This is a genomic window from Pseudooceanicola marinus, from assembly GCF_002786295.1.
In the GTDB taxonomy this organism is placed as follows: domain Bacteria; phylum Pseudomonadota; class Alphaproteobacteria; order Rhodobacterales; family Rhodobacteraceae; genus Pseudooceanicola; species Pseudooceanicola marinus.
In genome coordinates this window covers 1-26,954 of sequence record NZ_PGTC01000011.1, presented here as the reverse complement: position 1 = coordinate 26,954, position 26,954 = coordinate 1, and the positions used below count along the sequence as shown (strand labels likewise).

Below are 26,954 nucleotides of genomic sequence, written 5' to 3'. Positions count from 1 at the left end.
CCCTTGCCCGCGCCCCTTCGCCACGCTTGCCAGCCCGGGCGCGCGGGCGTAACCAAGGCCCATGACTGATGCACGCCCGACCCCCGCCCAGCCCCTGAAAATCGGCACCCGTGGCTCGCCCCTGGCCCTGGCCCAGGCGCATGAGACCCGCGACCGGATCGCGGCCCATTTCGACCTGCCGCTGGAGGCCTTCGAGGTGGTGGTGATCTCGGTCGCAGGCGACCGGATCCAGGATAAGGCGCTGCGCGAGGTGGGGGGCAAGGGCCTCTTTACCAAGGAGATCGAGGTGGCGCTGTCCACCGGAGAGATCGACATCGCCGTGCATTCGATGAAGGACATGCCGGTGGATCAGCCCGAGGGGCTGGTGCTGGATTGCTACCTGCCGCGCGAGGACGTGCGCGACGGCTTCGTCTCGCTGGCCCATGGCTCGCTGGCGGAGGTGCCGCAGGGTGCCGTCATGGGCACCTCTTCGCTGCGCCGCCGGGCACAGCTGCTGGTGCGGCGACCGGACCTTCAGGTGGTGGAATTCCGCGGCAACGTGCAGACCCGTCTGCGCAAGCTGGAAGACGGCGTGGCCGAGGCGACGTTCCTGGCCATGGCCGGGCTGCACCGGCTGGGCCGGCCCGAGGTGGCGCGCGCCGCCCTGGACCCGGACGAGATGTTGCCGGCGGTGGCCCAGGGCGCCATCGGGATCGAGCGCCGGGCCGATGACATGGCCACCGCTGCGCTGCTGGAACCCATCCACGATGCGGCCACGGCCGAGCGGCTGGCGGCGGAACGTGCCTTCCTCGCCCGTCTCGACGGCTCCTGCGAGACGCCGATTGCCGGGCTGGCGGAGGTGACGAACGGCACCCTGCGCCTGCGCGGTGAGATCCTGCGCCCCGACGGGTCCGAGGCGCTGTCGGATGATCGCAGTGCGCCGGTGGAAGACGGGGCCGAACTGGGCCGCGTCATGGCCGAGGCCCTGCTGGCGCAGGCCGGCGCCAACTTCTTCGATTTCAAGAGCTGAGGCCGCGGTGCCGGGCGCGGCGGATCACTCCGCCGCGCAACCCGCGTCACCCGCGTGGCAGGCCGCGATCCGGTCGGTGACGGCCGGTTCGGGCGCGCTGAAATACTGTCCGCCGCACGGGCCGAGGCGCAGGTGGTACCCTGTGTCGGTCATCTCCACGAAGGCCAGCCCCGCGCCGCCCGTCGGCACGCCCGCGCACCACGGCCCGGCGCAGGTCAGCGTGACCTCCATGTCCAGGGCATAGCTGCCGGTGAACCCCTCGGGCCCGAGGGCCTGACCCTCGAACTGCGCGGGGAAGCGGTGTTCCTCAGGATTCGGATCGGTCAGATCCCGCTCCGGCAGCTCGGGCGGATCGAAGCGGAAGTCGCCCAGCAGGACGACGTAGGTCTCAGGGGCCTGGTCGGCGCGTTGGTAGCTGGTCACCGCATCGGGCGGCAGGCAGGACAGGGCGCTGGCCTGGGTGGCAAGCGCCAGGATCGGGGCGGAGAGGAGAAGCGCGCGCATCAGATCTTGTCCCCGAAGGCGGCCAGGACGGCCTCGTAGACGCTGCGCTTGAAGGGCACGATGTTCTCCACCAGTTCGTCGGGGGCCATCCATTTCCACTGGGTGAACTCGGGGTGGTCGGTGGCGATGTCGATATCCGCGTCACTGCCGTGGAACCGCATCAGCGCCCATTTCTGCTTCTGGCCGCGATACTTGCCCTTCCAGATCTTGCCCAGCAGGTGTTCGGGCAGGTCATAGAGGATCCAGTCGTCGGTCATCGCCTCCAGGGTGACCTTGTCCGCCGTCACGCCGGTCTCTTCCCAGAGCTCGCGTAGGGCGGCCTCTTCCGGGGTTTCGCCCTCGTCGATACCGCCCTGGGGCATCTGCCAGGCCGGCGGCTCGCCCGCTTTCATGTCATTGCGCTGGCCGGTGAAGACCAGGCCCAGCTCGTTCACCAGCATGACGCCGGCGCAGGGGCGATAGGGCAGCGCCGCTTTCTCTTCGGGTGTCATCGGACAACTCCTTGCATTTCGCGCGCATCCTACGCCGCAGGCGGGTGAAGTCCACCGCTCGGAGCGCGCCCGCGCGGGGCGTCGCCGGTCGGCCCGGGCCTGACCTGTCCTGTGCTTATACGTTGGCCGGAAATACTCCGGGGGTGCGGGGGCTGGCCCGCGCCCGGGCGGTCGCCCTCAGGCCCAGATGCCGGCCAGCTCGGCCGCCAGCCAGTCGCGGAAGCGGGCGAATCCCGGCAGGGCCTCGGACCGTTCGGGGTAGATCAGCGTATAGGCCTCCCCCGTCTCCAGCCGCCGGGCGGAAGCCAGGGCCAGACGCCCCTCGGCCAGGGCACGTTCGGCCACCACCTCGGGCACCAGGCCGACGCCCAGGCCGGCGGCGGCGGCATCAGCGACCATGTCGAAGTGATCGAACCGCGCCCCGCGCAGGGCACGGCGGGGGTCCACTCCGCTGGCCCGGAACCAGTCGGGCCAGAGGGTGGGGCGCGTCGATTGCTGCAACAGCGGCAGCGCCAGCATCGCCTCGTCCGACAGCGGGCCGGAGCGTGCCAGCTTCGGCGAGGCGACGGCGACCAGGCTTTCGTCCAGCAGGTGCAGGTGATGCGCGCCGCCCGCGCGCTGCGCGCTGCGCTGGATCGCCAGGTCGAAGGGATCGGTGTCGAAGTTCACCGGCGCGAGGCGCGCCGCCACGTCGAAGCTCATCCCTGGCATGGTGGCGCGGAAATCGGCCAGTTTCGGGATCAGCCAGGACCGGCCGAAGCTGGGCAGGACCGAGATGCGCAGCACCGCCTCCTGCCCGCCGAAGGCCATGACGGAGGTGGCCGCCGCATCCAGCCGCGCCAGCAGCGCCTCCGCCTCGCCGCGAAAGCTGCGGCCCGCGTCCGACAGGGCCAGCCGCTGACGGGCCCGGGTGAACAGGGCCACGCCCAGCCGGTCCTCCAGCGCGGCGATGGAGCGCGACACGGCGGATTGCGTCAGACCCAGTTCGCGCGCCGCCCCGGTGGTGGTGCCCACCCGGGCGCATGCGCAAAAGGCTTCAAGCTCACCCACCGAGGGTATGTAGGGTTTGCGCATTTTTGGGCGGCCTATTCGGGAAACTCATAGCTTTGCCAGAATTACGCGTTGGCGGTGGAAAGGTCCATGACTTAGGTTGCGGGCAAACGCCTAGCCAGATTCCCGTCGAGGAGAGAGAGAATGGACACTGCCAACCGTCCGGTCCTGAAGGAAAAGGACCGCCCGAACATGTCGAGCTTTTCCTGGGAAGACCCGTTCCTGCTGAACGAACAGCTGGAAGAGGAAGAGCGGATGATCCGCGACACCGCCCATGCCTTCGCCCAGGAGAAACTCGCCCCCCGGGTCGAGAAGATGTACCTGGAAGAGGGGGTCGACGCCTCGATCTTCGCCGAGATGGGCGAGATGGGCCTTCTGGGCGTCACGGTGCCCGAGCAATACGGCGGCATCGGCGCGGGCTACGTCAGCTACGGCCTGGTCGCGCGTGAGGTCGAGCGGGTCGATTCGGGCTATCGCTCGATGATGTCCGTGCAGTCCTCGCTGGTGATGTACCCGATTTATGCCTACGGCAGCGAAGAGCAGCGGATGAAGTACCTGCCCAAGCTTGCCTCGGGCGAATGGATCGGCTGTTTCGGCCTGACCGAACCCGATGCCGGGTCGGACCCGGCCGGCATGAAAACCCGCGCCATCAAGACCGAGGGCGGCTATCGCCTTGTCGGCTCGAAGATGTGGATCTCCAACGCACCGATCGCCGATGTCTTCGTCGTCTGGGCGAAATCCGAGGCCCATGACGGTGCGATCCGCGGCTTCGTCCTGGAAAAGGGCATGAAGGGTCTCACGGCGCCGAAGATCGATGGCAAGCTGTCCCTGCGCGCCTCGATCACCGGCGAGATCGTCATGGACAACGTGGAAGTGGGCGAAGAGGCCCTGCTGCCCCACGTGTCGGGCCTGAAAGGTCCCTTCGGCTGTCTGAACCGCGCGCGCTACGGTATCGCCTGGGGCGTGATGGGCGCGGCCGAGGATTGCTGGCACCGCTCGCGCCAGTACGGCCTGGACCGCAAGCAGTTCGGCAAGCCGCTGGCCGGCATGCAGCTGTACCAGAAGAAACTGGCCGACATGCAGACCGAGATCGCGCTTGGCCTTCAGGCATCTCTACAGGTGGGTCGTTTGTTCGACGCCGCCAAGGCCGCGCCGGAGATGGTGTCGATCATCAAGCGCAACAACTGCGGCAAGGCCCTGGATATCGCCCGCCAGGCGCGGGACATGCACGGCGGCAACGGCATCCAGATCGAATACCAGGTGATCCGCCACTCGCAGAACCTGGAGACTGTGAACACCTACGAGGGGACGCACGACGTGCATGCGCTGATCCTCGGCCGGGCGCAGACCGGGCTGCAGGCGTTCTTCTGATCGCCGGCGGTTTGCCCGCCCGCCGCCACAGGGTCGCCGGACGGGCAAGGGGGCGCTGCCCCCGGTCGCGACGCCCCCGGGCGTATTTCCAACCATCGTATGAGGCGGGTCCGCGGATCCGCCTTTTCTTTTGTCGCGAGGCGGACTGCAGATTTCTCTGGGGCCTGTTTCCGCGACAGGGAGGGCAACAAGATCTGCATCGTCTGTCACGACCCCGAGGACGGGCCCGCCGCCTGAGTCAGCTTGGCCGCCAGGCCCAGTCCGGCTTGCGTCATCTGCCACTGCACCAAGTGGCTGGCCGTCGTCACCGGAAAGCTGTGCGGGCCGAGCGGCACGCCCATGGCAGTCAGCAGGTTGGTCAGCGCCGGGCCCTGGCCCCAGGCGAGGAAGCGTGCCCGGGCGAGGTCGGCGGGGCCGGTGATCTCCCCCGGTGAGGCGACGTAGCTGGCACTGCCGTAGAAATGGCCTTCGGCGCGCGGGTGACGGCAATGGCCAGTGCCGGCAACCTGGCGCTGCTGCGCGAACTGGGCGCCGAGACGGCGCTGGACTATCGCACCGCCGAGCTGGCCGCCCTGGGGCAGAGCTTCGACGTTGTGCTCGACACCTTCGGGGCGCTGTCGGTGCGGCAGGCCCGGGCGCTGCTGCGTCCCGGCGGGGTCTTCGTGCCGCTGAACTTCGGGCTGCGGGAGATCGTGGCCGCGCTTTGGCCGTGTTCGCGCAGGCGTGTAAAGATCCACGTCAACGCAGACCGGGCGGAGGACCTGGAGGCACTGCAGAGGCTGTGGGCCGAGGGGCGGCACAAGCGCGGTGTGGTGGTCTTGTGCATGGGCGGATGACGGGGCCGCGTCGCGGGTGCGGCAAGGCAAGCAAAAACCCCAGCGCAGAGGGTCTGCGCGGGGGTCTGGTTTCTGCGATGCGTCGCGGCTCAGTTGCCTTCGCCGGTGTCCGTCTCGCCGGCCAGCATGGCGGGCGCGCGGTACTGCGGACCCAGGGCCGCCAGCCCGTGCAGGATGTCGATGGCATAGGCCAGCTGGTAATCCTCGTCCCGCAGCTTCGCGGCCTCTTCGGCCTGGGCGCGCTCTTCCTCGATCTGTCGGATCTCGTCCTCGCTCAGCGAGTCGTTGTCCAGGGTCCCGCGCAGATCGGCCTCGGAGCGGCGGGGGCGATCCACCTGGCCCTCTTCCTCGCCTTCATCGGCGGTGGGATCGACACGCGGCTGGTGCACCACGATGTCGGGCGAAATCCCGAGGTTCTGGATCGAGCGGCCCGAGGGCGTGTAATAGCGCGCCGTGGTCAGCCGGATGGAGCCGTCGCCACGCAGCGGCATTACCGTCTGGACTGAGCCCTTGCCGAAGGACTTGGTGCCCACGACGATGGCGCGGCGGTGATCCTGCAGGGCGCCCGCGACAATCTCCGAGGCGGAGGCGGAGCCGCCGTTGACCAGCACGACGATCGGCTTGCCGTTGACCAGGTCGCCAGCCTCGGCGTTGAAACGCTCGCCGTCCCCGGCCTCACGTCCGCGGGTCGAGACGATCTCGCCCTTGTCGAGGAAGGCGTCGGACAGCAGGATCGCCTGATCCAGCAGGCCGCCGGGGTTGTTGCGCAGGTCGAGCACGATGCCGTTGACGTTGTCGAGACCACCGGCCGCCTCGATCTGCTCGTTCAGCTTCTCGACCATGGTCGGGTAGGTCTGGCGGTTGAAGGCCGAGACCCGCAGCACGATCGAGTCGCTTTCGGTGCGGGCACGGACCACGGTCAGCTTGATCGTGTCGCGCACGATGGTCACGTCGAAAGGTTCGGGCTCGCCCTCGCGGACCACGGTGATGACGATCTCCGAGCCGACGGGGCCGCGCATAATCTTCACCGCGTCGTCGAGCGTCAGTCCGAGAACGGATTCGCCGTCCACGTGGGTGATGTAATCGCCGGCCTCGATGCCCGCGTCATAGGCCGGGGTGTCGTCCATCGGCGTGACGACCTTCACGAAGCCCTCTTCCTGGGTCACCTCGATGCCCAGACCGCCAAACTCGCCCCGGGTCTGCACGCGCAGGTCGTCGGCCTGTTCCGGCGGGTGGTAGCTGCTGTGCGGGTCGAGCGAGCTCAGCATGCCGTCGATGGCCGCTTCGACCAGGTCGGAGGGATCGACATCCTCAACATACTGGTTGCGGATGCGCTCGAAGACGTCGCCGAAGAGGTCGAGCTGTTCGTAGACGGAGCTGTCCCGGCTCGCGTCCTGGGCCAGCAGCGGCGGGGCGATCTGGGTGGTGGCGATCACCGCCACGGTCATCCCGCTGATCGCTGCCATGGCGAATTTCTTCATCATTGCGTGTCCTTCGTGACTGCGAACCAGGTCAGTGGGTCCTGGGGCTCGTTGCCCAGCCTGACTTCCATGTAAAGCGTTTCCGAGCGGTCATTTCCAGACCCGTCCCGGGATTGGGCCAGAATTGCGCCGGGCGCGGGGTCTTCGCCCCCCATCAGGCCAAGAGGTGCCCCCGCGGCCAGCACCTCCCCGATCTCTCCGTAGACGATATCGAGCCCGGCGAGAACAAAGAGTAAACCGGATTGAGGTTCAAGGACCATCACGTTTCCGTAGTCCAGAAGCGGGCCGAGATAGCGGATCGTGGCCGGCACCGGCGCGGTGACCAGGGCGCGCGGGCGGGTGGCCAGCACCACGCCGGGGCGGGTGACGCCGGCGGCGTCGGCCTCGCCCGCGCGGCGCAGCACGCTGCCCTGTACGGGCAGGGGGATCTGCCCCTTCTGCGCGGTGATGTCCTGGGCGGCGGGGGCCTCTTCGCCCTCGGTGATCTCCGACAGGCCCGAGGCGAAGGCGCGCAGGGTTTCGGCGGTGGCCACCAGCAGCTGTGTCTTCATCGGGTCGGCGGTGAAGCGGCGCGGCAGATCGGTGCGATCCGACACCGCCTGGCTGAGCGCGGTACGCGCCTCCTGCACGCCCGAAAGCGCGGTCTGCAACTGGTCGGCGGCGGCCTCCTGCAGCGCGCGCAGTTCGCGGGCCTCTTCCAGCCGGGCGCGCAGCTCGGCGACCTTCTGGTTCAGCGCCGGTGCGGCCTCGGCCATCAGCATGCCGGACCGCGCGGTCCCGATCGGCCCGTCGGGGTGCAGCATCAGCACCGGGGCGGGCTCGCGCGACAGGGTCTGCAGCGTTCCCAGAAGGGCCGCGATCTCATCCCGCTGGGCGTCGAACTGGGCCTGGATGCGGGCCTCGCGCAGGGCGGCGGCCCGCAGGCTGTCGCGCATGGCCGACAGGCCCTTTTCATAGGCGGCGATGGTGGCGGTCAAGGCCGCCACCCGATCCGAGGCCCGTTCCGCCCCGTCCAGCCGGTCATGTGCTGCCTCCAGCTCTGACGCGGCGGCGCGGGCCAGCGCGGCGGCATCGGTCGCCGCGCGCGCGGGCGCCCCCTGTCCCAGCAGTGCCAGCACCAGGATCGCCAGCCCGGCCAGCAGGGCCAGCGCGCGGGTCAGCCGGCAGGGAAGGCGGCGCAGGGGCCTCACTTGATGAGGCTCTCGCCGGTCATTTCGGCCGGTTTCTCCATCCCCATGAGTTCCAGCAGGGTCGGCGCCAGGTCGGCCAGGCGCCCCTCGCGCAGCGCGGCCCCCTCGGGCCCGCCGAACAGGATCACCGGCACCGGGTTGGTGGTATGGGCCGTGTGCGGCCCGCCGGTTTCCGGGTCCACCATGGTTTCGCAGTTGCCGTGGTCGGCGCTGACGATCATCGCGCCACCCGCCTTCTCCAGCGCCTCGACCACGCGACCCAGGCCACGGTCCACTGCCTCGCAGGCGGCGACGGCGGCGGGAATCGACCCGGTGTGGCCCACCATGTCGGGGTTGGCGAAGTTGGTGACGATCAGGTCGTAGCCTTTCTCGATCGCCTCGACGAACGTGTCCGTGACCTCGACCGAGGACATCTCCGGCTGAAGGTCATAGGTCGCCACCTTGGGCGACTTGGGCATGTAGCGATCTTCGCCCGGCTTGATCTTCTCGACGCCCCCGTCGAGGAAGAAGGTCACATGGGGGTATTTCTCGGTCTCGGCCAGGCGGAACTGGGTCTTGCCATGCTTGGACACCCAGTCGCCCAGGGTGTTGACGATTTCCCGCTTGGGGAAACAGGTGGTCATGTAGGCGTTGTGGTCGTCGGAGTATTCCACCATGCCCAGCAGGGCCGAGAGGGCGGGGCGCGGGCCGGTGTCGAACTCGGCGAACTCCGGTTCCCCGATGGCGCGCAGAATCTCGCGGGCGCGGTCGGCGCGGAAGTTCATGCAGAAGAAGCCATCACCGTCGGCCACCCCGGTATAATCGCCGATGACGGTGGGCAGGATGAACTCGTCGATGACATCGTCGGCATAGCTCTGGTCGACGGCCTCCTGCGCGGTGGCGGCGGTCTTCTCGCCCTGGCCCTTGATCATGGCGAACCAGGCCTTGGACACCCGTTCCCAGCGGTTGTCGCGGTCCATGGCGTAGTAGCGGCCCGAGACGGTGACGATGCGCGCGCCCTCGGGCAGGCCCGCCTCCAGCGTGTCCAGGTAGCCCTTGGCGGATTGCGGGGCCACGTCGCGCCCGTCGGTCACCGCGTGCAGGGCCACGGGCACCCCGGCGTCCGCGATGATCTTCACCGCCGCCAGGATATGGGTGAGCGAGCCGTGCACTCCGCCGTCCGACACCAGCCCCATCACATGGGCCGTGCCGCCGGTTTCCATCAGCGTCGCGATCATCGCCAGCAGGGCCTCGTTCTTGGCGAAGGAGCCGTCCTCGATGGCCAGGTCGATCTGGCCCAGGTCCATGGCGACGACGCGCCCGGCGCCGATGTTTGTGTGGCCCACTTCGGAATTGCCCATCTGGCCCTTGGGCAGACCCACGTCGGGGCCGAAGGTGGTCAGCGTGGCATGGGGGCAGGTGGACCACAGCCGGTCGAACGTGGGGGTGTCGGCCAGGGCCGGGGCATTGGCCTCGGTCTCTTCGCGCAGGCCCCAGCCATCGAGAATGCACAGGACGACAGGTTTGGGGGTGGACATGCGGATTCTCCTAACGTGGCCCAAGTCTGCTGTCGTTCTAGACCCTTCGCGGCAGGGGGGAAACCTCTGCTGCCGGGGCGGGCAGGGTTCAGCCGTGGTGCTGCCTGATGTGGGGGCAGGGGGCGCTCCCCCCGTCGCAAGGGGCGCGGCAGGGAGAGGGGGAGGGCGCGCGCCCCGGCTGCAAAGTCCGCCAACAGGCGCGACCCTCTCGGCGCCGGGCTCGGTTGCCTCTGTCGCAGCCGCGCGTCAGACGCGGTGGTAGGGCGATCCGGCGAGGATGGTGGTGGCGCGGTAGATCTGTTCGGAGAGCATGACGCGTGCCAGCATGTGCGGCCAGACCATCTTGCCGAAGGAGATCGACAGGTCGGCGCGGGCGCGCAGGGTCGGGTCGATCCCGTCGGCGCCGCCGATGACGAAGGCCGTGTCTCGGATGCCTTCGTCGCGCCAGGCGCCCAGCTGATCGGCCAGTTGCGGCGAGCTCAGCAGCTTGCCGCGCTCATCGAGGCAGACCAGCTTCGCGCCATCGGGGATCATGCGGGCCAACAGATCGGCCTCCTCGGCCATGCCGCCGCCGCGTTTCGCCTCGGCCTCGCTGACCGTACAGGGCCCGAGCCCGAGCGCGCGGCCGGTCTTGCCGGCGCGGTCGAGATAATCGTCGATCAGCGCCTTCTCCGGCCCCTTGCGGAGCCGGCCTATGGCGCAGAGATGCAGTTTCATCGGGCCTCAGGCAGCAGCCGTCCGGGTCAGGACAGCGGGGTTTTCTGGCCCGGCTCCATCCACATCTTCTCGATCTGGTAGAACTCGCGCACCTCAGGACGGAAGACATGGACGATCACGTCGCCCGTGTCGATCAGCACCCAGTCGCCGGTTTCCTTGCCTTCGACCTTGGCGGTACGGCCCGTGGCCTCTTTCAGGCGTTCGACCAGCTTTTCGGCCAGCGCGCCGACCTGGCGGGACGACCGCCCGGAGCAGACGACCATGTAATCCCCGATGGAGGATTTTCCGGCCAGGTCGATCTGCACGATCTCCTCGGCCTTGTCGTCTTCCAGCGATTTCAGGATGAGGGTGAGCTGGTCTTGGACACTCAGCTCTTGCGAGGCTGCCATCATCTGGGCCCCCGAGGATGCGGAATGATCCGCCGTTGCGTCAAGTGACAGGACATCGTCCTCCCTGGATGCGCACCGACCACGGCCCCGGTGCTGGGCATATGCCAAAGGTAACAGTGCGGGGGCGGGTTTTCAATGAATCCGGATGACATGGGCGGGAGGGCGGCAAATGCGCCACCCCGCCCTGTGCCGCAGGCGCGTTTCACCAGCCTTCCTCGGTGTGGATGCGGTCCGGATCCGCCCCGAGCGCGTTCAGCGCATCGCGGATGTCGTCGACGAATCCCTGCGGGCCGCAAATGTAGAAATGGCCGCTGTAGTCGTGGATCTTGTCGGCCAGGAAGGCGCGGTCGACCTTGGCCTTCTCCACCGTTTTGGCCGGGCCGTCGGTGACGGTGAAATGGGTGGTCAGCCCCTCCATCGCCGTCAGTTCGCCGCGCAGGATGATGTCCGCCTCGGTGGAATTGGTGAAGATCAGCTGGCAGCCCTGTAGCGTGCCCTGCGCCGCGCGTTCGCGCAGGATCGCCAGGAAGGGCGTCAGGCCGGCGCCGGCGGCGAGGAAGGTGGCGGGGGCGTCGGGGGCCTTGTCCTCCAGCGCGCCGAAGGGCTCGGCGATGTCCACCGTTTCGCCAGGGGCCAGGTCGGCCAGCTGTTCCGTCACTCCGTTGTGGGAGGGGTAGGACTTGATGACGAACTGCAGATGGTCCTCGTCGGGGCGCGAGGTGAAGGTGAAGGGGCGTCCTTCCTCCTTCCAGCCGTCGCGGTTGAGGGTCATCTCGGTCGCATGGCCGGGCGTGAACGTCAGGCCGTCGGGGCGGGTGAAGGTATAGGCGTGCACATCGGGCGTCAGCTGGCGCTTGTCCTTCAGGGTAATGGTCTGGGTCATCGGAACCTCCTTTGCCGGGACAACGGGCGGGGCGGCGGCAGGGTTCCGGATGGGCACCGGGACGCGCGGGCGAAGCGCAGGCTTGATGAAACGCGGCGCGAAGAGTATTTGAGCCGTCATGACGCAGATTTTCGACATGGACGACCGTGCCCGCCTGCCCTGGCGGTTCTTCGGTGCGACGCTGACGATCCAGGCCCACCTATGAGGCCGGGCGCGGTGCTGCCGGCCTTCGGGCCGCGGCAGCCGACCGCGCGCGTTTTCCGCTTTTGCGAATTTCCACGAAAACCGAGGGAGAGGACCCATGTCCCCCAAGACGCTCTATGACAAGATCTGGGACGCGCACGTCGTCCAGCAGGATGAGGACGGCACCAGCCTGCTCTACATCGACCGCCACCTGGTGCACGAGGTGACCAGCCCGCAGGCCTTCGAGGGTCTGCGCCTGGCCGGCCGCACAGTGCGCTCGCCCGAGCGCACCATCGCCGTGCCCGATCACAACGTGCCCACCACCCCGGGCCGCGAGAACCCCGACCAGATGCCGGAAGAGAGCCGCATCCAGGTCGCCGCGCTGGACACCAACGCCAAGGAGTTCGGCGTGAACTACTACCCGGTGACCGACGTGCGCCAGGGCATCGTGCACATCGTCGGACCCGAGCAGGGCTGGACCCTGCCCGGCATGACCGTAGTCTGCGGTGACAGCCACACCGCCACCCACGGCGCCTTCGGCGCGCTGGCCCATGGCATCGGCACCTCGGAAGTGGAACACGTGCTGGCCACCCAGACGCTGATCCAGTCCAAGTCGAAGAACATGAAGGTCGAGATTACCGGCCAGCTGAATCCCGGGGTTACCGCCAAGGACATCACCCTGGCCGTGATCGGCGAAACCGGCACCGCCGGCGGCACCGGCTATGTCATCGAGTATTGTGGCGAGGCCATCCGCTCGCTGTCGATGGAAGGCCGCATGACGGTCTGCAACATGGCCATTGAAGGCGGCGCCCGCGCCGGTCTGATCGCGCCTGATGAGACCACCTTCGAGTACGTGAAGGGCCGCCCCCATGCGCCGAAGGGCGCCCAGTGGGAAGCCGCCATGACCTGGTGGAAGACCCTCTATTCCGACGATGACGCCCATTGGGACAAGGTCGTGACCATCCGTGGCGAGGATATCGCCCCCGTGGTCACCTGGGGCACCTCGCCCGAGGACGTCCTGCCGATCACCGACGTGGTGCCGGCCCCCGAGAGCTTTGCCGGCGGCAAGGTCGACGCGGCCAAGCGGGCGCTTGACTACATGGGTCTGACCCCGGGCCAGAAGCTGTCGGAGATCGAGATCAACACGGTCTTCATCGGGTCCTGCACCAACGGCCGGATCGAGGATCTGCGCGCCGCCGCCGAGATCCTGAAGGGCAAGAAGGTCAAGGACGGCGTCCGCGCCATGATCGTGCCGGGCTCGGGCCTGGTGCGCGCGCAGGCCGAGGAAGAGGGCCTGGCCGAAATCTTCACCGAGGCCGGGTTCGAATGGCGCCTGGCGGGGTGTTCCATGTGCCTGGCGATGAACCCCGACCAGCTGGCCCCCGGCGACCGCTGCGCGGCCACGTCGAACCGCAACTTCGAGGGCCGTCAGGGCCGCGGTGGCCGCACGCACCTGATGTCGCCTGCAATGGCGGCGGCAGCTGCCGTGACCGGCCATCTGACCGACGTGCGTGAAATGATGTGATCCCCGGGCGGAGGGCTGGCCCCTCCGCCACCGGACAGCCAAAGGAAAGCCAAATGGAAAAGTTCGAGAAAGTCTCGGGGATCGCGGCGCCCATGCCGCTGGTGAACATCGACACCGACATGATCATCCCCAAACAGTACCTGAAGACGATCAAGCGCTCGGGTCTGGGCGTGCATGCCTTCGCCGAGATGCGCTATGACGATCAGGGCAACGAGATCCCCGATTTCGTTCTGAACAAGCCCGCCTACCGCGAAAGCCAGATCATCGTCGCCGGGGACAACTTCGGCTGCGGGTCGTCGCGCGAACACGCCCCCTGGGCGCTGGCCGATTTCGGCATCAAGGTGGTGATCTCCACCTCCTTCGCCGACATCTTCTTCAACAACTGCTTCAAGAACGGCATGCTGCCCATCGTCATGCCGCAAGAGGTTGTGGATGTACTGATGGAGGACGCCGAGAAGGGCGCCAACGCCCGGATGGAGGTGGACCTGGAAGCCCAGACCGTGACCACCTCCGACGGAGAGGTCTTCCCCTTCGAGGTGGACGCCTTCCGCAAGCATTGCCTGCTGGAAGGCCTGGACGACATCGGCCTGACCCTGGCCAAGGCGCCGGCCATCGACAGCTTTGAAAGCCAGATGGAACAGGCCCGTCCCTGGGTCTGATCCCGGCATCGCAGACGGTTAGAAGGGGCCTGCGGGCCCCTTTTTCATGGCTCAGTACCGCAGGTGCCCGGGAGGGCGATCGCCGGGGCTGCGCGCCAGACTGGACCCGGGCGGCGCGAAAACGGGCTTGTTGGCCGCGCTGAAGCGGGGCAGGTTGGCGCGGCATGCGTCTGAAATCGAACGCGCAATTGGCAATGCGCCCCGCAGTCCAGGAGAACCTGCGCCATGAGACTTTCCACCGCCTTTGTCCTGATCGGTGTCGCCCTTCTGGTGATGGGGGCCCTGGCTCTGGCCAATCCCTTCGCTGCCTCGCTGGCCGTCACCTCCCTGGTGGGCATCGTCTTCATGATTTCCGGCGTCGCCCAGGCCTGGGTCGAGTTCAAGGCCGGCCCGCACCAGGGGCGGCGGCGCAACGGGCTGGTGGCCCTGCTGACCATCGTGGCCGCGGTCTGGCTGCTGGCAAATCCGCTGGCGGGCACGTTGTCGCTGACGATCCTGCTGGGGGCGATCTTCTTCCTGATGGGCTTCGTGCGGCTGGCCATGGCGGCGTCGCTGCGCGGCGCTCCCTTCTTCTCGCTGGTGCTTCTGTCGGGCGTCGCCTCGCTGGCCATCGGCCTGATGGTGCTGTTCGACGTGGGCGCCGCGGCGACCACCTTCCTGGGGGTTCTCCTCGGGATTCAGTTGCTGGCCGAAGGGGCGGCCCTGGTCGCCTTCGGGCTGATCTCCCGTCAGCGCGGCGATTGAAGCCCCGCCGCCGGGGGCATAGGCGCCAGGGAGGCAGGGGGCGCCACGCAGCTGCATTCTGAACGCGCATTGAGGCGCCCCGCGGGGCTGCAACCGATGGTTGCGGGGCAAATGATGCAAGATCGCACCAGTTTGGCCCGCATTTCGCCGCAATATCCGTGTCTTCTGAAGCCAGCTCTTGAGCCTTGCGGCGAAGGGGTGTCTAAATCGTGGCAAGAATGAGGCAGTCCGCCATGCAGCGGCATCAAAGTGGAAACACGGGCAAACGCAAAAGACGCCCGGGCCAGTTTGAAGGAAGACGAGCAGTGATCGTTCGAGTCACCGGCGCGCTGATGCGGGCCATCCTTATTGCGCTGGCAATCGCCACGCCCTCGCTGCTGTTGCCGGACATCACCGCCGACGCGGCCCAGGTCGTCGTGCTGGTCGCCATGGTGGGCGCCCTTTACACCTTCATCGAATATTTCAGCCAGTTCCCGACCATCATCGAGTTCCGCTTTGCCCCGCCGGTGAACCGGCTGCGCTATTTCACTGCCTTCGCCATGATCCTGCTGCTGGCGGTCTACCAGTCCGGCCCGGCGCTGGATTCGCCCATCTCGGATCTGTTGCAGCGCGTGGGCCAGATTCTGGTGAATGCGGTCGACTTCCCCTATTCGCCGGTCCGGCTGGTGATTCTGGCGCTGCCGGAAGGCTCCTCTGCCGCCTTCATCCAGGATGTCCGCGCTGCCGCCGGCATCGCCTACCTGACCTCGCTCTGTGGGCTGGTGGCCTTCGGCATCCTGGTGCGGGTCTATGGCTGGCCGGCCCGCTACGGCGCCTTCAACGTCTGGATCAACCTGCCGCTGTTCGACCCGACCGGCGGCGGCGACGTCCTGGCCAGGCTGAAGCGGGATTCGGTGGTTAACATCGTGTTAGGGTTCTTGCTGCCATTCTTGGCGCCGGTGGTGGTGCGCTTCCTGATGCCGATGGTGGATCTGCACGCGCTGGCGCTGCCGCAGACCCTGATCTGGACGATGGTGGCATGGGCCTTCCTACCGGCAAACCTGATTATGCGCGGCGTGGCCCTGGCCCGTATCGCGGCGATGATCGAGGCCAAGCGGCGCCGCACCTACGCCGCCGCCAAAGCCGAAGGCGTTCTGGCGATCTGAGACGACTCGCCGGGCGCGCTCCTGCGCTTCTGCTCGTGTTTTTTTGCCTGGTCTGGTCATCTGCGCCGCGCGCGGAACCACTGCGGCTGGCCTATTTCGACACGGAACTGGCCCGCGACGGCCCCGGCCTGCTGCTGCGTGACGTCATGCGCGGGACCGACCCGCAGGTCGTCGCGGTGCTGGAGGTGGTCAGCGCCATATCCCCCGACATTCTCGTTCTGGCGGGGATAGACGCGGATGCCGAAGGGCGGACCCTGGCGGCGCTGAACGCCGCATTGCCTGCGCCCTATCCGCATCTCTTCACCGCGCTGCCCAATGCCGGGCTGGCCACCGGGCGGGACATGGACGGCAACGGTCGCCGGAGGGAGGCGCGCGACGCGCAGGGCTATGGCCGCTTTACTGGCGAAGGGGGGGCTGGCCCTGTTGTCGCGCTGGCCCATCGGGGTCGGGGCCGATCATTCCGCGCTGTTGTGGCAGAACCTGCCGGGGAGCCTGATCGCCGCGAACGACCCGGGCCACGGGGTGCAGCGCCTGTCGTCCATGGCGCACTGGGTGCTGCCGGTGAAGACGCCGCAGGGCGTGCTCCACCTCGGTCTTTTCCGCGCCACCACGCCGGTCTTCGACGGGCCGGAAGATCGCAACGGCCGGCGCAACCATGACGAGGTGATCTTCTGGCGGCACCTGCTGGACGGCGCGCTGCCGCCGGGCCGCCCGTTGGGCGCGGTGGAACCCGAAGCCGCCGATCGGCCCCGGGGCCTGCCTGCGCCCTTCGTGATTCTCGGCGGGGCCAACCTGGATCCGAAACGGGGAGAGGGGCGGCGGGAGGCAATCCGAGCGCTGCTGGGGGATTCGCGACTGCAGGATCCCGCCCCCCGCTGGGACGCGCCGGATCTCACGGAGGGGGACACGACGGTCGACTGGCCCGCCGAGGGGCCGGGGCGCATGCGGGTGGACTACGTCCTGCCCTCTGCCGATCTGATCCTGCAGGATGCAGGGGTCCTCTGGCCGATTGCCGGGGCGCCGATGGCGGAGGCGGTGGCAGCGGCCAGCCGCCATCGGCTGATCTGGGTGGAGGTGGATCTGCCTGATCGGCCCACGTGGGGCAAAGCCGGCGCTCCGTTCCCTGCGCGCAACAGGCGTTCGCGGGGCGCAAAGGTGACGGGTCGCCGCGGTTGTGCCTGAGAGGTGTCACCTTGGTGCGGGCCGAGACCGAAGGCCATCGGACCGCACCGTAGGTCGATGCCTGCGGGCGGCGGAGGCGACGCGCTTTCCGCTTGATGCCTGGGCCGGTGCCCTGGAGCGCGCGCACGCCGTCTCGGGGCTCGGTGGCCCTGATCCTGGCGCCGACCGTCTCGATGTTGCAGGTCATCTGTTCTCTCCCGATCGCTGATCTCGTTGCCGGCGCTGCCCAAGGTGCGCACCAGGCTGTCGGACCGCTCTGCGTTCTGGAGGGTTCCGCCGCGATCTGCTGGCCGTGGGTGACCTGACCGGTCATCACCTGGCGCAGGTGCGCAGCGTCGAGGAACATCGCATCCAGTGCCGCGTCCATATGCGGCAACAGTGCCGCGCCGACCTCGGACAGCAGACTCTGCCCGTCATGGTCCAGACCGATCCGCGCGAGCAGAGCGGGCATGACGTGACTCATCCCCGGGATCCTTCGTCCACAAACTGCGCGGATCATCGGGTACAGGCTTTGCCGAAGTGTTTGTCGCGCTGGCCTTCGCCGGTCAGCCGTGATGGGCCAGCCCCGCCGCGATGGCCGTCTCGACCGGGGTATCGGCGACCTCCGGCAGCAGGCGCTGCAGCTTGGCGCCCTCCAGCCGGTGCGGCAGGGACCAGAGATAGCGCATCTCGAAGATGCCGCGCAGGGCGGGGACCACGGGGCGGAGCGGCGCCAGCGGCCACCAGGCCATGCGGCCCGCGGGGACGTCGCGCCCAAGGGCCCGGCCGGTCGCAGCGGCCAGTTCGGCCCCGGTGAGCGTGTAGCCGGGGAAGGGCACGTCTTCCCACTGCTCCAGCCTGCCGCGCTGTTCGGCCAGGGCCACGGCGGCCTGGGCGGCATCAGGCAGATAGGCCCAGGCATGGGGTCGGTCCAATGGGCCGGGATAGGCGAAACGCCCTCGGTGGGCGCCCTTGGCGATATGGGCATCGAACCAGTTGCCGGAGGGCCGCGTGTCGAGGAAATCGCCACAGCGCAGCACGATCACCTGCAAGCCGGAGGCACGATAGTCGTCTTCCATCTGCTGACGCAGCCGGCCCAGTGGGTTGGTCGCCAGATGCGGCGTGTCCGCGTCCCAGCCGAAGGGGGCCTCGGGGCCGAAGACATAGACGTTGCCGGGCAGCAGGATCGTGGTGCCGCTGCCGCGCGCGGCGGCGATCACCGCGCGATGCACCGGCAGCAGGTCTCGCGCCCAGTGCTGATACCCGCCGGGGTTGGCCGCCATGACGATCACGTCCCGTCCCTGCACCGCCGTTGCCAGGTCGTCATGACGGCGGTCAAAGGTTGTGACCTGCCAGCCAGCTGTGCCGAAGGCCTGGGCCGCGTGATGGCCGAAACGGCCGTGAGAACCGAGGATGAGGACCTTGCCGGGCATGGGGCGCTCCTGTCGTGTAAGGGGAAAGTGGCGGGTCTGACGCGATCCTGCGCCTCCGCAGGGCGAATGGGAATTGACTGAAATCAATCGCTCTCTATTCATTCTTGAATGGATGAGCGATTGCAGACACTCGACTGGGCCGCGGTGCAGGTCTTCCTGGCCGTGGCCGAAACCGGATCATTGTCGGCGGCGGCGCGACGGTTGGGGCAGTCGCAGCCGACGCTGGGTCGCAAGGTGCGCGCGCTGGAGGGGAGGCTGGGCATGACCCTGTTCCTGCGCCAGCCGCGCGGGCTGATCCTGTCGGAGGAGGGGCGGCAGATCCTGGGCCCCGCCCGGCGCATGGCGGAGGCCGTGGGAGAGGTCGCCCTGATCGCTGCGGCGCGTGACGACCGGCTGGCAGGAACCTGTCGGGTGACCGCGAGCCGGATGGTGGCGACCCGCGTGCTGCCGCCGATCCTGGCGCGGATCCGGGCCGAGCTGCCGCAGTTGCAGGTGGAACTGGTGGCCAGCGACGATACCGACAGCCTGATGTACCGCGAGGCCGACATTGCCCTGCGCATGTACCGCCCGGTGCAGCCCGACCTGATCGCGCGTCACCTGGGCGACGTGACCCTGGGGGCCTTCGCGTCGCGCGATTACCTTGACCGGATGGGGCGGCCTGCGCAGGTCGACGACCTCGTCCATCACGCCCTGGTAGGCTATGACCGCGCCGACCTGATCCTGAAGGAGATGGCGCGCCTGGGCCTGCCGCCCGAGCGGGCCCGCTTCGCCACCCGCTGCGACGACCAGGTCACCTACTGGGAGCTGGTGCGCGCGGGTTGCGGTATCGGCTTCGGGCAAATCCCGCTGATCCGGGGTGACGCGGCGGTTGAACAGGTGCTGCCCGACCTGGACCTGCCCACGCTGCCCCTTTGGATTGCCGCGCATGAGAGCCTGCGGCCCACCCCGCGCGTCTCTGCCGTCTGGGACAGGCTGGCCGCCGGGTTACGTTCCTACCTCGCATGAGGTCTTTCGTTTCTTGATCTTTCGCGCATCGCCCGCTACGCGAAGGCGACGCAGAGTTAAGGAAGGACGTCCCATGAGCAACCCCTCGCTTCTCATCCTGCCCGGTGACGGGATCGGCCCCGAGGTCATGGCCGAAGTGCGCAAGATCATCGACTGGTTCGGCGCCAAGCGGGGCATCGCCTTCGACGTTTCCGAGGACCTGGTGGGCGGCTGCGCCTACGACAAGCACGGCACGCCGCTGCATGACGACACCATGGCCAAGGCGCAGGAGGTCGACGCCGTCCTGTTGGGCGCCGTGGGTGGCCCGAAATACGACGTTCTGGACTTCTCCGTGAAGCCCGAACGCGGCCTGCTGCGCCTGCGCAAGGAAATGGACCTCTACGCGAACCTGCGCCCTGCGCAGTGCTTTGATGCGCTGGCCGACTTCAGCTCGCTGAAGAAGGACGTGGTCGCGGGCCTCGACATCATGATCGTGCGCGAGCTGACCTCCGGCATCTACTTCGGTGAGCCGCGCGGCATCATCGAGGAAGGCAATGAGCGCGTCGGTATCAACACGCAGCGCTACACCGAGAGCGAGATCGACCGCGTCGCACGCTCCGCCTTCGAGCTGGCCATGAAACGGGGCAAGAAGCTCTGCTCGATGGAAAAGGCCAACGTGATGGAATCGGGCATCCTGTGGCGTGAAGTCGTCACCGAGGTCGGCAAGGAATACCCCGAGGTGGAGCTGTCGCACATGTACGCCGATGCCGGCGCCATGCAGCTGTGCCGTGCGCCGAAGCAGTTCGACGTGATCGTCACCGACAACCTCTTCGGCGACCTGCTGTCGGATGCCGCGGCGATGCTGACCGGCTCGCTGGGCATGCTGCCCTCCGCCAGCCTCGGCAAGCCGATGGCCAACGGCCGTCCGAAGGCGCTGTACGAACCGGTGCACGGCTCCGCCCCCGACATTGCCGGTCAGGGCAAGGCCAACCCCTGTGCCTGCATCCTGTCGTTTGCCATGGCGCTGCGCTATTCCTTCGACCTGGGCGCCGAGGCCGACCGCCTGGAAGCGGCGGTGGAAAAGGTGCTGGCCGACGGCGTGCGCACCGCGGACCTGCTGAACGAGGAAGGCCGCACGCCCGCCTCGACCACCGAGATGGGCGATGCCGTGGTGGCTGCCCTCGATGCCAGCCTTTGAGGCACTGGCCGGGAAGACGGCCCGCAGGGCGGGCCATTTTTTCGCGCTTCGGGGCAATAACACCCTGACCGCCCGGCTTTTTCCGCCGAGCGCTTGAAACCAGACCTTCCCGGGCCATTATCGCCGGGAAGGTTTTTTCATGTCTGGCTTTTCGGAAGGGATTCCCATGTCCGGCACCACACGCGGCATCGGCTTCGCTCTACTGGCTTTCGCGATCTACTCGGGGCACGACGCGATCATCAAGATCCTGGGCGCCAACTACAGCGCGTTCCAACTGGTCTGGTTCACCGTGCTGATGAGCTTCCCGCTGACCTCGGTCATCCTGATCCGCGATACGCGACCGGGGACGCTGCGGCCGGTGCACCCCTGGTGGATGCTGGTGCGCACCCTGGCCTCGGTGGTCGCGGCGGGCTGTGGGTTCTACGCCTTCTCGGTGCTGCCGCTGGCCGATGTCTATGCCATCCTCTTTGCCACGCCGCTGCTGATCACCGTGCTGTCGATCCCGATCCTGGGCGAGAAGGTGCGCCTGCGCCGCTGGCTGGCGGTGCTGGTCGGGCTGGCGGGCGTGGCCGTAGTGCTGCAACCTGGCAAGTCGGAGCTGTCGATGGGCCATTTCGCGGCCATGGGCGGGGCGGCCTGCGGGGCGCTGGCGTCGGTCATCGTGCGCAAGATCGGCCGTGAGGAACGCAACGTGGTCATGCTGATCTATCCGTTGATCGCGAATTTCGTCCTGATGGGCGGGCTGATGGCGCTGCCGGGCAATTTCGCCGAGGTGCCCTTGCCGCATATGGGCGGGTTCTTCGCCGTGGCGGCCCTGTCGACCGTGGCCATGCTGCTGATGATCGCGGCCTACAGCAACGCCGAGGCGGCGCTGATCGCGCCGATGCAGTATTCCCAGATCCTCTGGGCCACTTTCTATGGCTGGCTACTTTTCAACGAGCTGCCGGGGATGAACACCGCCGCAGGGTCCGTACTGATCATCGGGTCGGGTCTTTACATCGTGTTCCGCGAATCCCGGCCGGGCAGTGCCTCGATCCAACCAGTGCTGCGCACGCGCAACCGCACCGGCACGCCAGCGGCGCTGCGGGTCGGCCCGTTGATGCGGATGATTTCCACCCGGGCGAAGACCGTCGCGGGAAGCCCCGGTACCCGGCGCAACGCCTGAACCGGGGCCGCTGCGGGCCCCTCGGCGGCGGGCGGCGCGGGGTCGGTCCGGGAGCAATTGAATTTGCGTCGGATTCTCTCTTGCCAAGCCCGGGCGCTGGTTGTAGATCGCGCTGCACGGTCGGAGTGTAGCTCAGCCTGGTAGAGCACTGTCTTCGGGAGGCAGGGGTCGGAGGTTCGAATCCTCTCACTCCGACCAATTTTCCAGAAATCGAGAAAATGCTGCCCTTCGGGGCAACAGACCTTGGGCGCGGTGTCTTTCCCGTGCCCGCCGCAACTGTGCGGCCCACGTCGAGGTCCGCCTGGGTCAGGCGTTGCTCGCCTCGGCCAGCCGTGCTTCGAAGCCCGCGCGGCAGAAGGTCAGCAGGCCATCCATCTCGCCACTCTCGCTGCCACCGCTGAGGGACGCGATGCGGAAGCGCGAGGTGACCAGGGCCAGCATGCAGGACACCATGTAGACGAAACATTCCGCCACCGCGGCGGTCGGGGCCTTCGGATAGAGGTGCTGCAATTCCTGAATGAAGACCTTTGCCGTTGGATCGAAAAGGGCGGCGGAGATTTCGGTCAGCTTCTCATCAGCCGAGATGATCGCCACCAGGCGTGCATAGGCCAGCCATTGCGGCCCGCCGTTGTGGACCTGTTCGAAGTAGGGCGTGTTGAAAGCGCGCAGCACCTGGTCCAACGTCACGGGCCCCCCGGCACGGGCAACATCCAGCGCCTCGATCCGCAGGGCGGACAGGATTTCGGCCCGGCGCCTGAGGACCTCCTTGAACAGCGCCTCCTTGCCGCCGCCATGATGATGCACCAGCCCCACGGGCACGCCGGCCTCGGCGGCGATGTCACGCACCTTGGCGCCATCGAATCCCCCTTGGGCAAAGACCCGCTCCGCCGCATCCAGGATCTTTTGCCGGCTTTCCACGGCACGCTTCTGTGGTGCCCTTTGCCGTTGTTTTTTATTGGTGTTTTCCGGCGACATGAATTTCCTTGCCTTATGTTGAACGTACGTTCATTTTAGCCTCTGCACCGGGAGGGGTGCGAGGGAGGACTACCATGCAGGACACGACAGGGAAATTCGCCCTGATCGGGGCAGGGCCCATGGGCCTGGCAGCCGCCAAGACTTTGGGCGAGCAGGGCGTCGCCTTTCACGGTTTCGAGCTGCATTCGGACGTGGGCGGGCTGTGGGACATCGAGGCGCCGCAGTCGACCATGTATGAGACGGCGCATCTGATCTCGTCCAAGCGGATGACGGAGTTCACCGATTTCCCGATGCGCGAGGAGGTGGCGGAGTATCCGTCGCACCGCGAAATGGCGCGCTATTTCCGCGATTTCGCCGATCACTACAATTTGCGCCGGCACTATACCTTCGGCGCCGAGGTGACGCGGGTGGAGCCCCTGGGCGAGGACGGTGCGGGCTGGCGCGTGGCCTGGACCGATGCGGAGGGCGATCACGAGGCGGTCTTTGCCGGGGTGCTGATCGCCAATGGCACCCTGTCCGAGCCCAACATGGCCAGCTTCCGGGGCCAGTTCGAGGGAGAGCTGATCCACGCCAGCCAGTACCGCGATCCGCGCCAGTTCGACGGTAAGCGGGTGCTGGTGGTCGGGGCCGGCAACTCCGGCTGCGACATCGCGGTCGACGCGATCCACCACGGGATCAGCTGCGACCTGTCGATGCGCCGCGGCTATTACTTCGTGCCGAAATACGTCTTCGGCCGGCCGGCGGATACCCTGGGCGGCGCGATCAAGCTGCCGATGTGGCTGAAGCGGCGGATCGACGGGCTGATCCTGAAGTGGTTCACGGGGGACCCGGCGAAGTACGGTTTCCCCAAGCCCGATTACAAGCTCTACGAATCCCATCCGGTGGTGAATTCGTTGGTCCTGTTCCACGCGGGGCACGGGGACCTGACGATCCGGCCCGACATCGACCACCTGTCGGGCAAGACGGTGCATTTCAAGGATGGCACCCGGGCCGACTACGACATGATCCTGGCCGCCACCGGCTACAAGCTGCACTATCCCTTCATCACCAAGGAGCTGCTGAACTGGCAGGGGGATGCGCCGCACCTCTATCTGAACACCATGCACCCCACGCGCGACGACCTGTTCGTGCTGGGGATGGTCGAAGCCTCTGGCCTCGGCTGGCAGGGTCGCCATGAACAGGCCGAGATGGTGGCGCGCTACATCGCCGGGCGGCGGAGCGGCAATCCCGCCGCCGAGGTGCTGCACCGGAAAAAGGCGAGCGGGTTTGACCGGGCCACCGGCGGCATGGCCTACCTGAAGCTGGCGCGTATGGCTTACTACGTGGACAAGGCGACCTACCGGAAGGCGGTGACCGACTGGATTCGTCGCCTGTCGGGCGCGGAGGCGACGTGATGGATGAGGTCATGCTGAACTTCAGCCCCGCCTCGCTGCGGTTGCTGAATTCGATCCTTGCCGTGGTCATGTTCTCGGTCGCCATCGACCTGACGCCCGCCAACTTCATGGAGCTGCTGCGGCGGCCGAAGCCCCTGATCGCGGGGTTCCTGGCGCAGTTTGCCGTGCTGCCCGCGCTGACCTTCGCCCTGGTCTGGGTGACGCAGCCGCAGGCCTCGGTCGCGCTTGGCCTGATCCTGGTGGCGGCCTGCCCGGGGGGCAACATCTCCAACTTCTTCACCCAGCGGGCCGGGGGCAACGCGGCGCTGTCGGTGTCGATGACCGGGCTGGCAACGGTGGGGGCGATCCTGCTGACGCCCACGAACATCGCCTTCTGGGGATCGCTTTACGAACCCTCGCGACAGATCCTGCGCGAAACGCACATAGACCCGGTGTCGGTGGCGATCACCGTGGGGCTGATGCTGGTGTTGCCGCTGGTGCTGGGCGTGACGCTGAACACGCGCCGCCCCGACATCACGGCGCGGCTGCGCGGGCCAATGCAATGGATCTCGATGGGGATCTTCGTGGCCTTCGTGCTGGCGGCGCTGGCGTCGAACTGGGGCTACTTCCTGCAATTCGCCGGGGGCATTGCCGGGCTGGTCATCGCCCACAACGCGCTGGCCCTTCTGGGTGGCTTCGGCACGGCCCGCGCCTCGGGGCTCTCGGCCTTCAACACCCGCGCGGTGACGATCGAGACGGGGATCCAGAATTCCGGTTTGGGTCTGGTGCTGATCTTCGGCTTCTTCCACGGCCTCGGCGGCATGGCTGTGGTCGCCGCTTTCTGGGGCATCTGGCATGCGGTCTCGGGCTTCGCCCTGTCGCAGCTCTGGCGGCGGAGGGAGGCGGCCCGATGACCCGCATTCTGATTACCGGAGCGGCCGGCATGATCGGTCGGGCCCTGACCCTTACACTCGCGGAGCGCGGCGGGGAGGTGGAGGTCGTGGCGAGCGACCTGCACCGTCCCGCCGATCTTCCGCCCCAGGTGCGGTTCGAGACCCTCGACGTGACCGGGGCGGATCCGATGCGGGTGATTGCAATGGTGAAACCCGACGTGGTGGTGCATCTGGCCTCGATCGTCACGCCAACGCCAGAGCAGGGGCGCGACCTGGCCTATCGTGTCGACGTCACCGGCACGCGCCACGTGATCGACGCCTGTGTCGCCAACGGGGTGCGGCGGCTGGTCGTCACCTCCTCGGGGGCGGCCTACGGCTATCACCCCGATAATCCGGTGCCGCTGCGCGAAAGCGATCCGCTGCGCGGCAATGCCGAGTTCGCCTATGCCGACCACAAGCGGCAGGTGGAGGAGATGCTGGCCGAGGCCCGCCGCGCCGCGCCCGGGCTGGAGCAGGTGGTGCTGCGCGTGGGCACGGTGCTGGGGGCAGGCACCGAGAACCAGATCACGGCCCTCTTCCGCAAGCCGCGGTTGCTGGCGGTGGCGGGCTGCGACAGCCCTTTCGTCTTCATCTGGACCGGTGACCTGGCGCGCATCATCGCGCGCGCTGCGACCGACGGCCCGGCAGGCATCTACAACGTGGCCGGTGATGGCGCCCTGTCGGTGGCCGATCTGGCCCGCCGCATGGGCAAGCCGGTGCGGGTGCTGCCCGCCTGGGCGCTGAAGGTCGCGCTGGCGGTGGCGAAACCCCTGGGCCTGACCCGCTACGGGCCGGAACAGGTCCGCTTCCTGCAATATCGCCCGGTGCTGGCCAATGACGCGCTGAAATCGCAGTTCGGCTATCGGCCCGAAAAGACCAGTGCAGAGGTCTTCGATCTCTGGTGTGCCCAGGCGGGTCTGTAGAAGGAGCGCCCGATGACCTCTCCTGACAGGGAAGAGAGAAGAGAGGGCACTGCCCCGGTCGCGGTCATCTCCGGCGGTGCAGGGGGACTCGGTCGCGCCCTGGCGGCGGCGCTGCTGGCGCGGGGCTGGCGCGTGGCGGTGATCGACCGGGACGTCTCGGCCCTCGTCCCGGCGTCCGGCCTCTCTCTCTATACATGCGATCTGACGGAGCCGGAGGCGCTGTCGCGGACCTGCGCCCGCGTGCTCGCTGACCACGGGCGGGCGGACCTTGTCATCTACAATGCGGGGATCACGCAGATCGGCCCCTTCGCGGAGCTGGACGCGGCGACGCATCGAAAGGTCTTCGAGGTGAACTACTTCGCCGCCATGGCCATGGCGGGTCACTTCCTGCAGGCCTTGCGTGACACCGGGGGGACGCACCTGGCGATCTCGTCGGTGGCCGGCTTCACCCCGCTGCTGAACCGCTGCGCCTATGCCGCGTCGAAACATGCACTCGAAGGGGCGTTCAAGTCGCTGCGCTCGGAGGAGCGTGCGTACGGCGTCCGGGTCCAGATCGCCGCGCCCTCCTTCGTCGCCACCAACATCGGTCGGCCCGAGCGCGAGACCTCCGGCATCGCCCGGCCCGGTTCCGCCGCCGACGGGATGGACTACATGACGCCCGAGGCTGCCGCAGCGGAGATCCTGCGCGGTCTGGCCCGGGGACGGCCAATGATCCCCGTGGGTCGCGTGGCGCGCCTGGCCTGGTGGGTGAACCGCCTCTCTCCCTCTCTCTTTCAGCGGCTGATGGAGCGTAGCGTGTCGGGTCAGCCCGATCCCTGAGGGAGACGTCTCTGTACGGAGGGAGAAGAGGGGGCTGCGGCCCCCTTTTGCATTCCCCGACTCGCCGGAGCCCCCCGAGGCGTCCAGATTCCCCGCCGAGTCGGCACCGATTCCGCCCCGAGTCTCTGCCTTATTGAGGATAACTCTGTGGATACCCCAAGATATGGAGGGCAGAGGCCCGAGCGGCGTGGGGCGCCAATCCACTTTCGGTGTGGTCTCGCGAGAGCGGAGGTCTCTAAGCCATTGATTTAAGTTATTTATCTTATCATCTTTCAGAATTTTCATTTTTCTTGGAAA

The 26,954-nt window shown here is 67.7% G+C and carries 25 protein-coding genes, 1 tRNA gene and 1 pseudogene; 16 read left to right on the top strand and 11 right to left on the bottom strand.

Annotated elements, in window-relative coordinates:
* The first annotated feature begins 61 nt into the window (after positions 1-61).
* Complete coding sequence (gene hemC, locus CVM50_RS07360) at positions 62-1,009, top strand: hydroxymethylbilane synthase (RefSeq protein WP_085888591.1); 948 nt, start codon at positions 62-64, stop codon at positions 1,007-1,009.
* A 24-nt stretch (positions 1,010-1,033) separates the two neighbouring features.
* Here hemC and CVM50_RS07355 read toward each other — a convergent pair whose 3' ends face one another.
* The 3 genes from CVM50_RS07355 to CVM50_RS07345 form a co-directional block, all read right to left on the bottom strand.
* Complete coding sequence (locus CVM50_RS07355; protein WP_085888590.1) at positions 1,034-1,513, bottom strand: hypothetical protein; 480 nt, start codon at positions 1,511-1,513, stop codon at positions 1,034-1,036.
* Positions 1,513-2,004 (bottom strand): RNA pyrophosphohydrolase, encoded by a 492-nt coding sequence (locus tag CVM50_RS07350; RefSeq protein WP_085888589.1) that lies wholly within the window; start codon positions 2,002-2,004, stop codon positions 1,513-1,515. Before CVM50_RS07350 ends, CVM50_RS07355 begins: the two co-directional genes overlap by 1 nt.
* Positions 2,005-2,181: 177 nt before the next feature.
* Positions 2,182-3,078: a LysR family transcriptional regulator gene (locus CVM50_RS07345; protein ID WP_085888588.1), complete on the bottom strand. Its 897-nt coding sequence runs from the start codon at positions 3,076-3,078 to the stop codon at positions 2,182-2,184.
* 120 nt (positions 3,079-3,198) lie between these two features.
* Between CVM50_RS07345 and CVM50_RS07340 the strand changes: the two genes are divergently transcribed.
* Both CVM50_RS07340 and CVM50_RS07335 read left to right on the top strand, forming a co-directional pair.
* A complete protein-coding gene (locus tag CVM50_RS07340) occupies positions 3,199-4,425 on the top strand; it encodes an acyl-CoA dehydrogenase (RefSeq protein ID WP_085888587.1) in 1,227 nt (408 codons plus the stop codon).
* A 488-nt stretch (positions 4,426-4,913) separates the two neighbouring features.
* Positions 4,914-5,261, top strand: a complete 348-nt coding sequence (locus tag CVM50_RS07335) for a zinc-binding dehydrogenase (protein WP_157792146.1) — start codon at positions 4,914-4,916, stop codon at positions 5,259-5,261.
* An 89-nt stretch (positions 5,262-5,350) separates the two neighbouring features.
* On the opposite strand, the gene CVM50_RS07330 is transcribed toward CVM50_RS07335, so the two are convergent.
* The 6 genes from CVM50_RS07330 to CVM50_RS07305 all read right to left on the bottom strand — a co-directional run bounded on the left by CVM50_RS07330 (position 5,351) and on the right by CVM50_RS07305 (position 11,438).
* Entirely contained in the window at positions 5,351-6,742 is a 1,392-nt protein-coding gene (locus CVM50_RS07330) for a S41 family peptidase (RefSeq protein WP_085888944.1), read from the bottom strand.
* Positions 6,742-7,932, bottom strand: a complete 1,191-nt coding sequence (locus tag CVM50_RS07325) for a murein hydrolase activator EnvC family protein (protein WP_306372315.1) — start codon at positions 7,930-7,932, stop codon at positions 6,742-6,744. The genes CVM50_RS07330 and CVM50_RS07325 overlap by 1 nt, the downstream gene beginning before the upstream one ends.
* The gene (gene gpmI / locus CVM50_RS07320) at positions 7,929-9,449 is read right to left on the bottom strand and encodes a 2,3-bisphosphoglycerate-independent phosphoglycerate mutase (protein WP_085888585.1); all 1,521 of its coding nucleotides are present in this window, start codon (positions 9,447-9,449) and stop codon (positions 7,929-7,931) included. The genes CVM50_RS07325 and gpmI overlap by 4 nt, the downstream gene beginning before the upstream one ends.
* Before the next feature lie 246 nt (positions 9,450-9,695).
* The gene (gene rlmH / locus CVM50_RS07315) at positions 9,696-10,166 is read right to left on the bottom strand and encodes a 23S rRNA (pseudouridine(1915)-N(3))-methyltransferase RlmH (RefSeq protein WP_085888584.1); all 471 of its coding nucleotides are present in this window, start codon (positions 10,164-10,166) and stop codon (positions 9,696-9,698) included.
* Between the two features lie 26 nt (positions 10,167-10,192).
* A complete protein-coding gene (gene rsfS / locus CVM50_RS07310) occupies positions 10,193-10,555 on the bottom strand; it encodes a ribosome silencing factor (protein ID WP_085888942.1) in 363 nt (120 codons plus the stop codon).
* 202 nt (positions 10,556-10,757) lie between these two features.
* A complete protein-coding gene (locus tag CVM50_RS07305) occupies positions 10,758-11,438 on the bottom strand; it encodes an FAD-binding oxidoreductase (RefSeq protein ID WP_085888583.1) in 681 nt (226 codons plus the stop codon).
* A gap of 301 nt (positions 11,439-11,739) precedes the next feature.
* Here CVM50_RS07305 and leuC point away from each other — a divergent pair, with 301 nt between their 5' ends.
* From leuC to CVM50_RS22245, 5 genes and pseudogenes are all read left to right on the top strand, one after another.
* Positions 11,740-13,146: a 3-isopropylmalate dehydratase large subunit gene (gene leuC / locus CVM50_RS07295; RefSeq protein ID WP_085888582.1), complete on the top strand. Its 1,407-nt coding sequence runs from the start codon at positions 11,740-11,742 to the stop codon at positions 13,144-13,146.
* Between the two features lie 53 nt (positions 13,147-13,199).
* Complete coding sequence (gene leuD, locus CVM50_RS07290; protein WP_085888581.1) at positions 13,200-13,805, top strand: 3-isopropylmalate dehydratase small subunit; 606 nt, start codon at positions 13,200-13,202, stop codon at positions 13,803-13,805.
* A gap of 225 nt (positions 13,806-14,030) precedes the next feature.
* Positions 14,031-14,549: an HdeD family acid-resistance protein gene (locus tag CVM50_RS07285; protein ID WP_085888580.1), complete on the top strand. Its 519-nt coding sequence runs from the start codon at positions 14,031-14,033 to the stop codon at positions 14,547-14,549.
* Between the two features lie 305 nt (positions 14,550-14,854).
* A complete protein-coding gene (locus CVM50_RS07280; protein ID WP_085888579.1) occupies positions 14,855-15,694 on the top strand; it encodes a hypothetical protein in 840 nt (279 codons plus the stop codon).
* Positions 15,691-16,780: pseudogene (locus CVM50_RS22245) on the top strand (endonuclease/exonuclease/phosphatase family protein); the annotation flags it as partial. The gene CVM50_RS07280 and the pseudogene CVM50_RS22245, both read left to right, overlap by 4 nt.
* 641 nt (positions 16,781-17,421) lie before the next feature.
* Here the strand turns inward: CVM50_RS22245 and CVM50_RS07265 are convergent.
* On the bottom strand, positions 17,422-18,288 hold the full coding sequence (locus CVM50_RS07265) for a Rossmann-fold NAD(P)-binding domain-containing protein (protein WP_085888577.1): 867 nt from the start codon (positions 18,286-18,288) through the stop codon (positions 17,422-17,424).
* Positions 18,289-18,408: 120 nt separating this feature from the next.
* Between CVM50_RS07265 and CVM50_RS07260 the strand changes: the two genes are divergently transcribed.
* The 4 genes from CVM50_RS07260 (at position 18,409) to CVM50_RS07245 (ending at position 21,833) form a co-directional block, all read left to right on the top strand.
* Complete coding sequence (locus CVM50_RS07260) at positions 18,409-19,293, top strand: LysR family transcriptional regulator (RefSeq protein ID WP_232618183.1); 885 nt, start codon at positions 18,409-18,411, stop codon at positions 19,291-19,293.
* A gap of 73 nt (positions 19,294-19,366) precedes the next feature.
* Complete coding sequence (leuB, locus tag CVM50_RS07255) at positions 19,367-20,470, top strand: 3-isopropylmalate dehydrogenase (protein ID WP_085888575.1); 1,104 nt, start codon at positions 19,367-19,369, stop codon at positions 20,468-20,470.
* Positions 20,471-20,636: 166 nt separating this feature from the next.
* Positions 20,637-21,635: a DMT family transporter gene (locus tag CVM50_RS07250; RefSeq protein ID WP_085888574.1), complete on the top strand. Its 999-nt coding sequence runs from the start codon at positions 20,637-20,639 to the stop codon at positions 21,633-21,635.
* Between the two features lie 121 nt (positions 21,636-21,756).
* A tRNA-Pro gene (locus CVM50_RS07245) sits at positions 21,757-21,833 on the top strand.
* 108 nt (positions 21,834-21,941) lie between these two features.
* On the opposite strand, the gene CVM50_RS07240 is transcribed toward CVM50_RS07245, so the two are convergent.
* Positions 21,942-22,553, bottom strand: a complete 612-nt coding sequence (locus tag CVM50_RS07240) for a TetR/AcrR family transcriptional regulator (protein WP_232618182.1) — start codon at positions 22,551-22,553, stop codon at positions 21,942-21,944.
* Positions 22,554-22,684: 131 nt separating this feature from the next.
* Here CVM50_RS07240 and CVM50_RS07235 point away from each other — a divergent pair, with 131 nt between their 5' ends.
* The 4 genes from CVM50_RS07235 to CVM50_RS07220 are packed head-to-tail and all read left to right on the top strand — an operon-like array spanning position 22,685 to position 26,657.
* Positions 22,685-24,004, top strand: a complete 1,320-nt coding sequence (locus tag CVM50_RS07235) for a flavin-containing monooxygenase (RefSeq protein ID WP_085888572.1) — start codon at positions 22,685-22,687, stop codon at positions 24,002-24,004.
* Positions 24,004-24,897, top strand: coding sequence for a bile acid:sodium symporter family protein (locus CVM50_RS07230; RefSeq protein WP_085888571.1), 894 nt, complete (start codon positions 24,004-24,006; stop codon positions 24,895-24,897). The genes CVM50_RS07235 and CVM50_RS07230 overlap by 1 nt, the downstream gene beginning before the upstream one ends.
* A complete protein-coding gene (locus CVM50_RS07225) occupies positions 24,894-25,838 on the top strand; it encodes an SDR family oxidoreductase (RefSeq protein ID WP_085888570.1) in 945 nt (314 codons plus the stop codon). The genes CVM50_RS07230 and CVM50_RS07225 overlap by 4 nt, the downstream gene beginning before the upstream one ends.
* Before the next feature lie 12 nt (positions 25,839-25,850).
* Positions 25,851-26,657 carry an SDR family NAD(P)-dependent oxidoreductase gene (locus CVM50_RS07220; protein WP_085888569.1) on the top strand — a complete coding sequence of 269 codons (807 nt, stop codon included), beginning with the start codon at positions 25,851-25,853 and terminating at the stop codon, positions 26,655-26,657.
* The last annotated feature ends 297 nt before the right edge of the window (positions 26,658-26,954 follow it).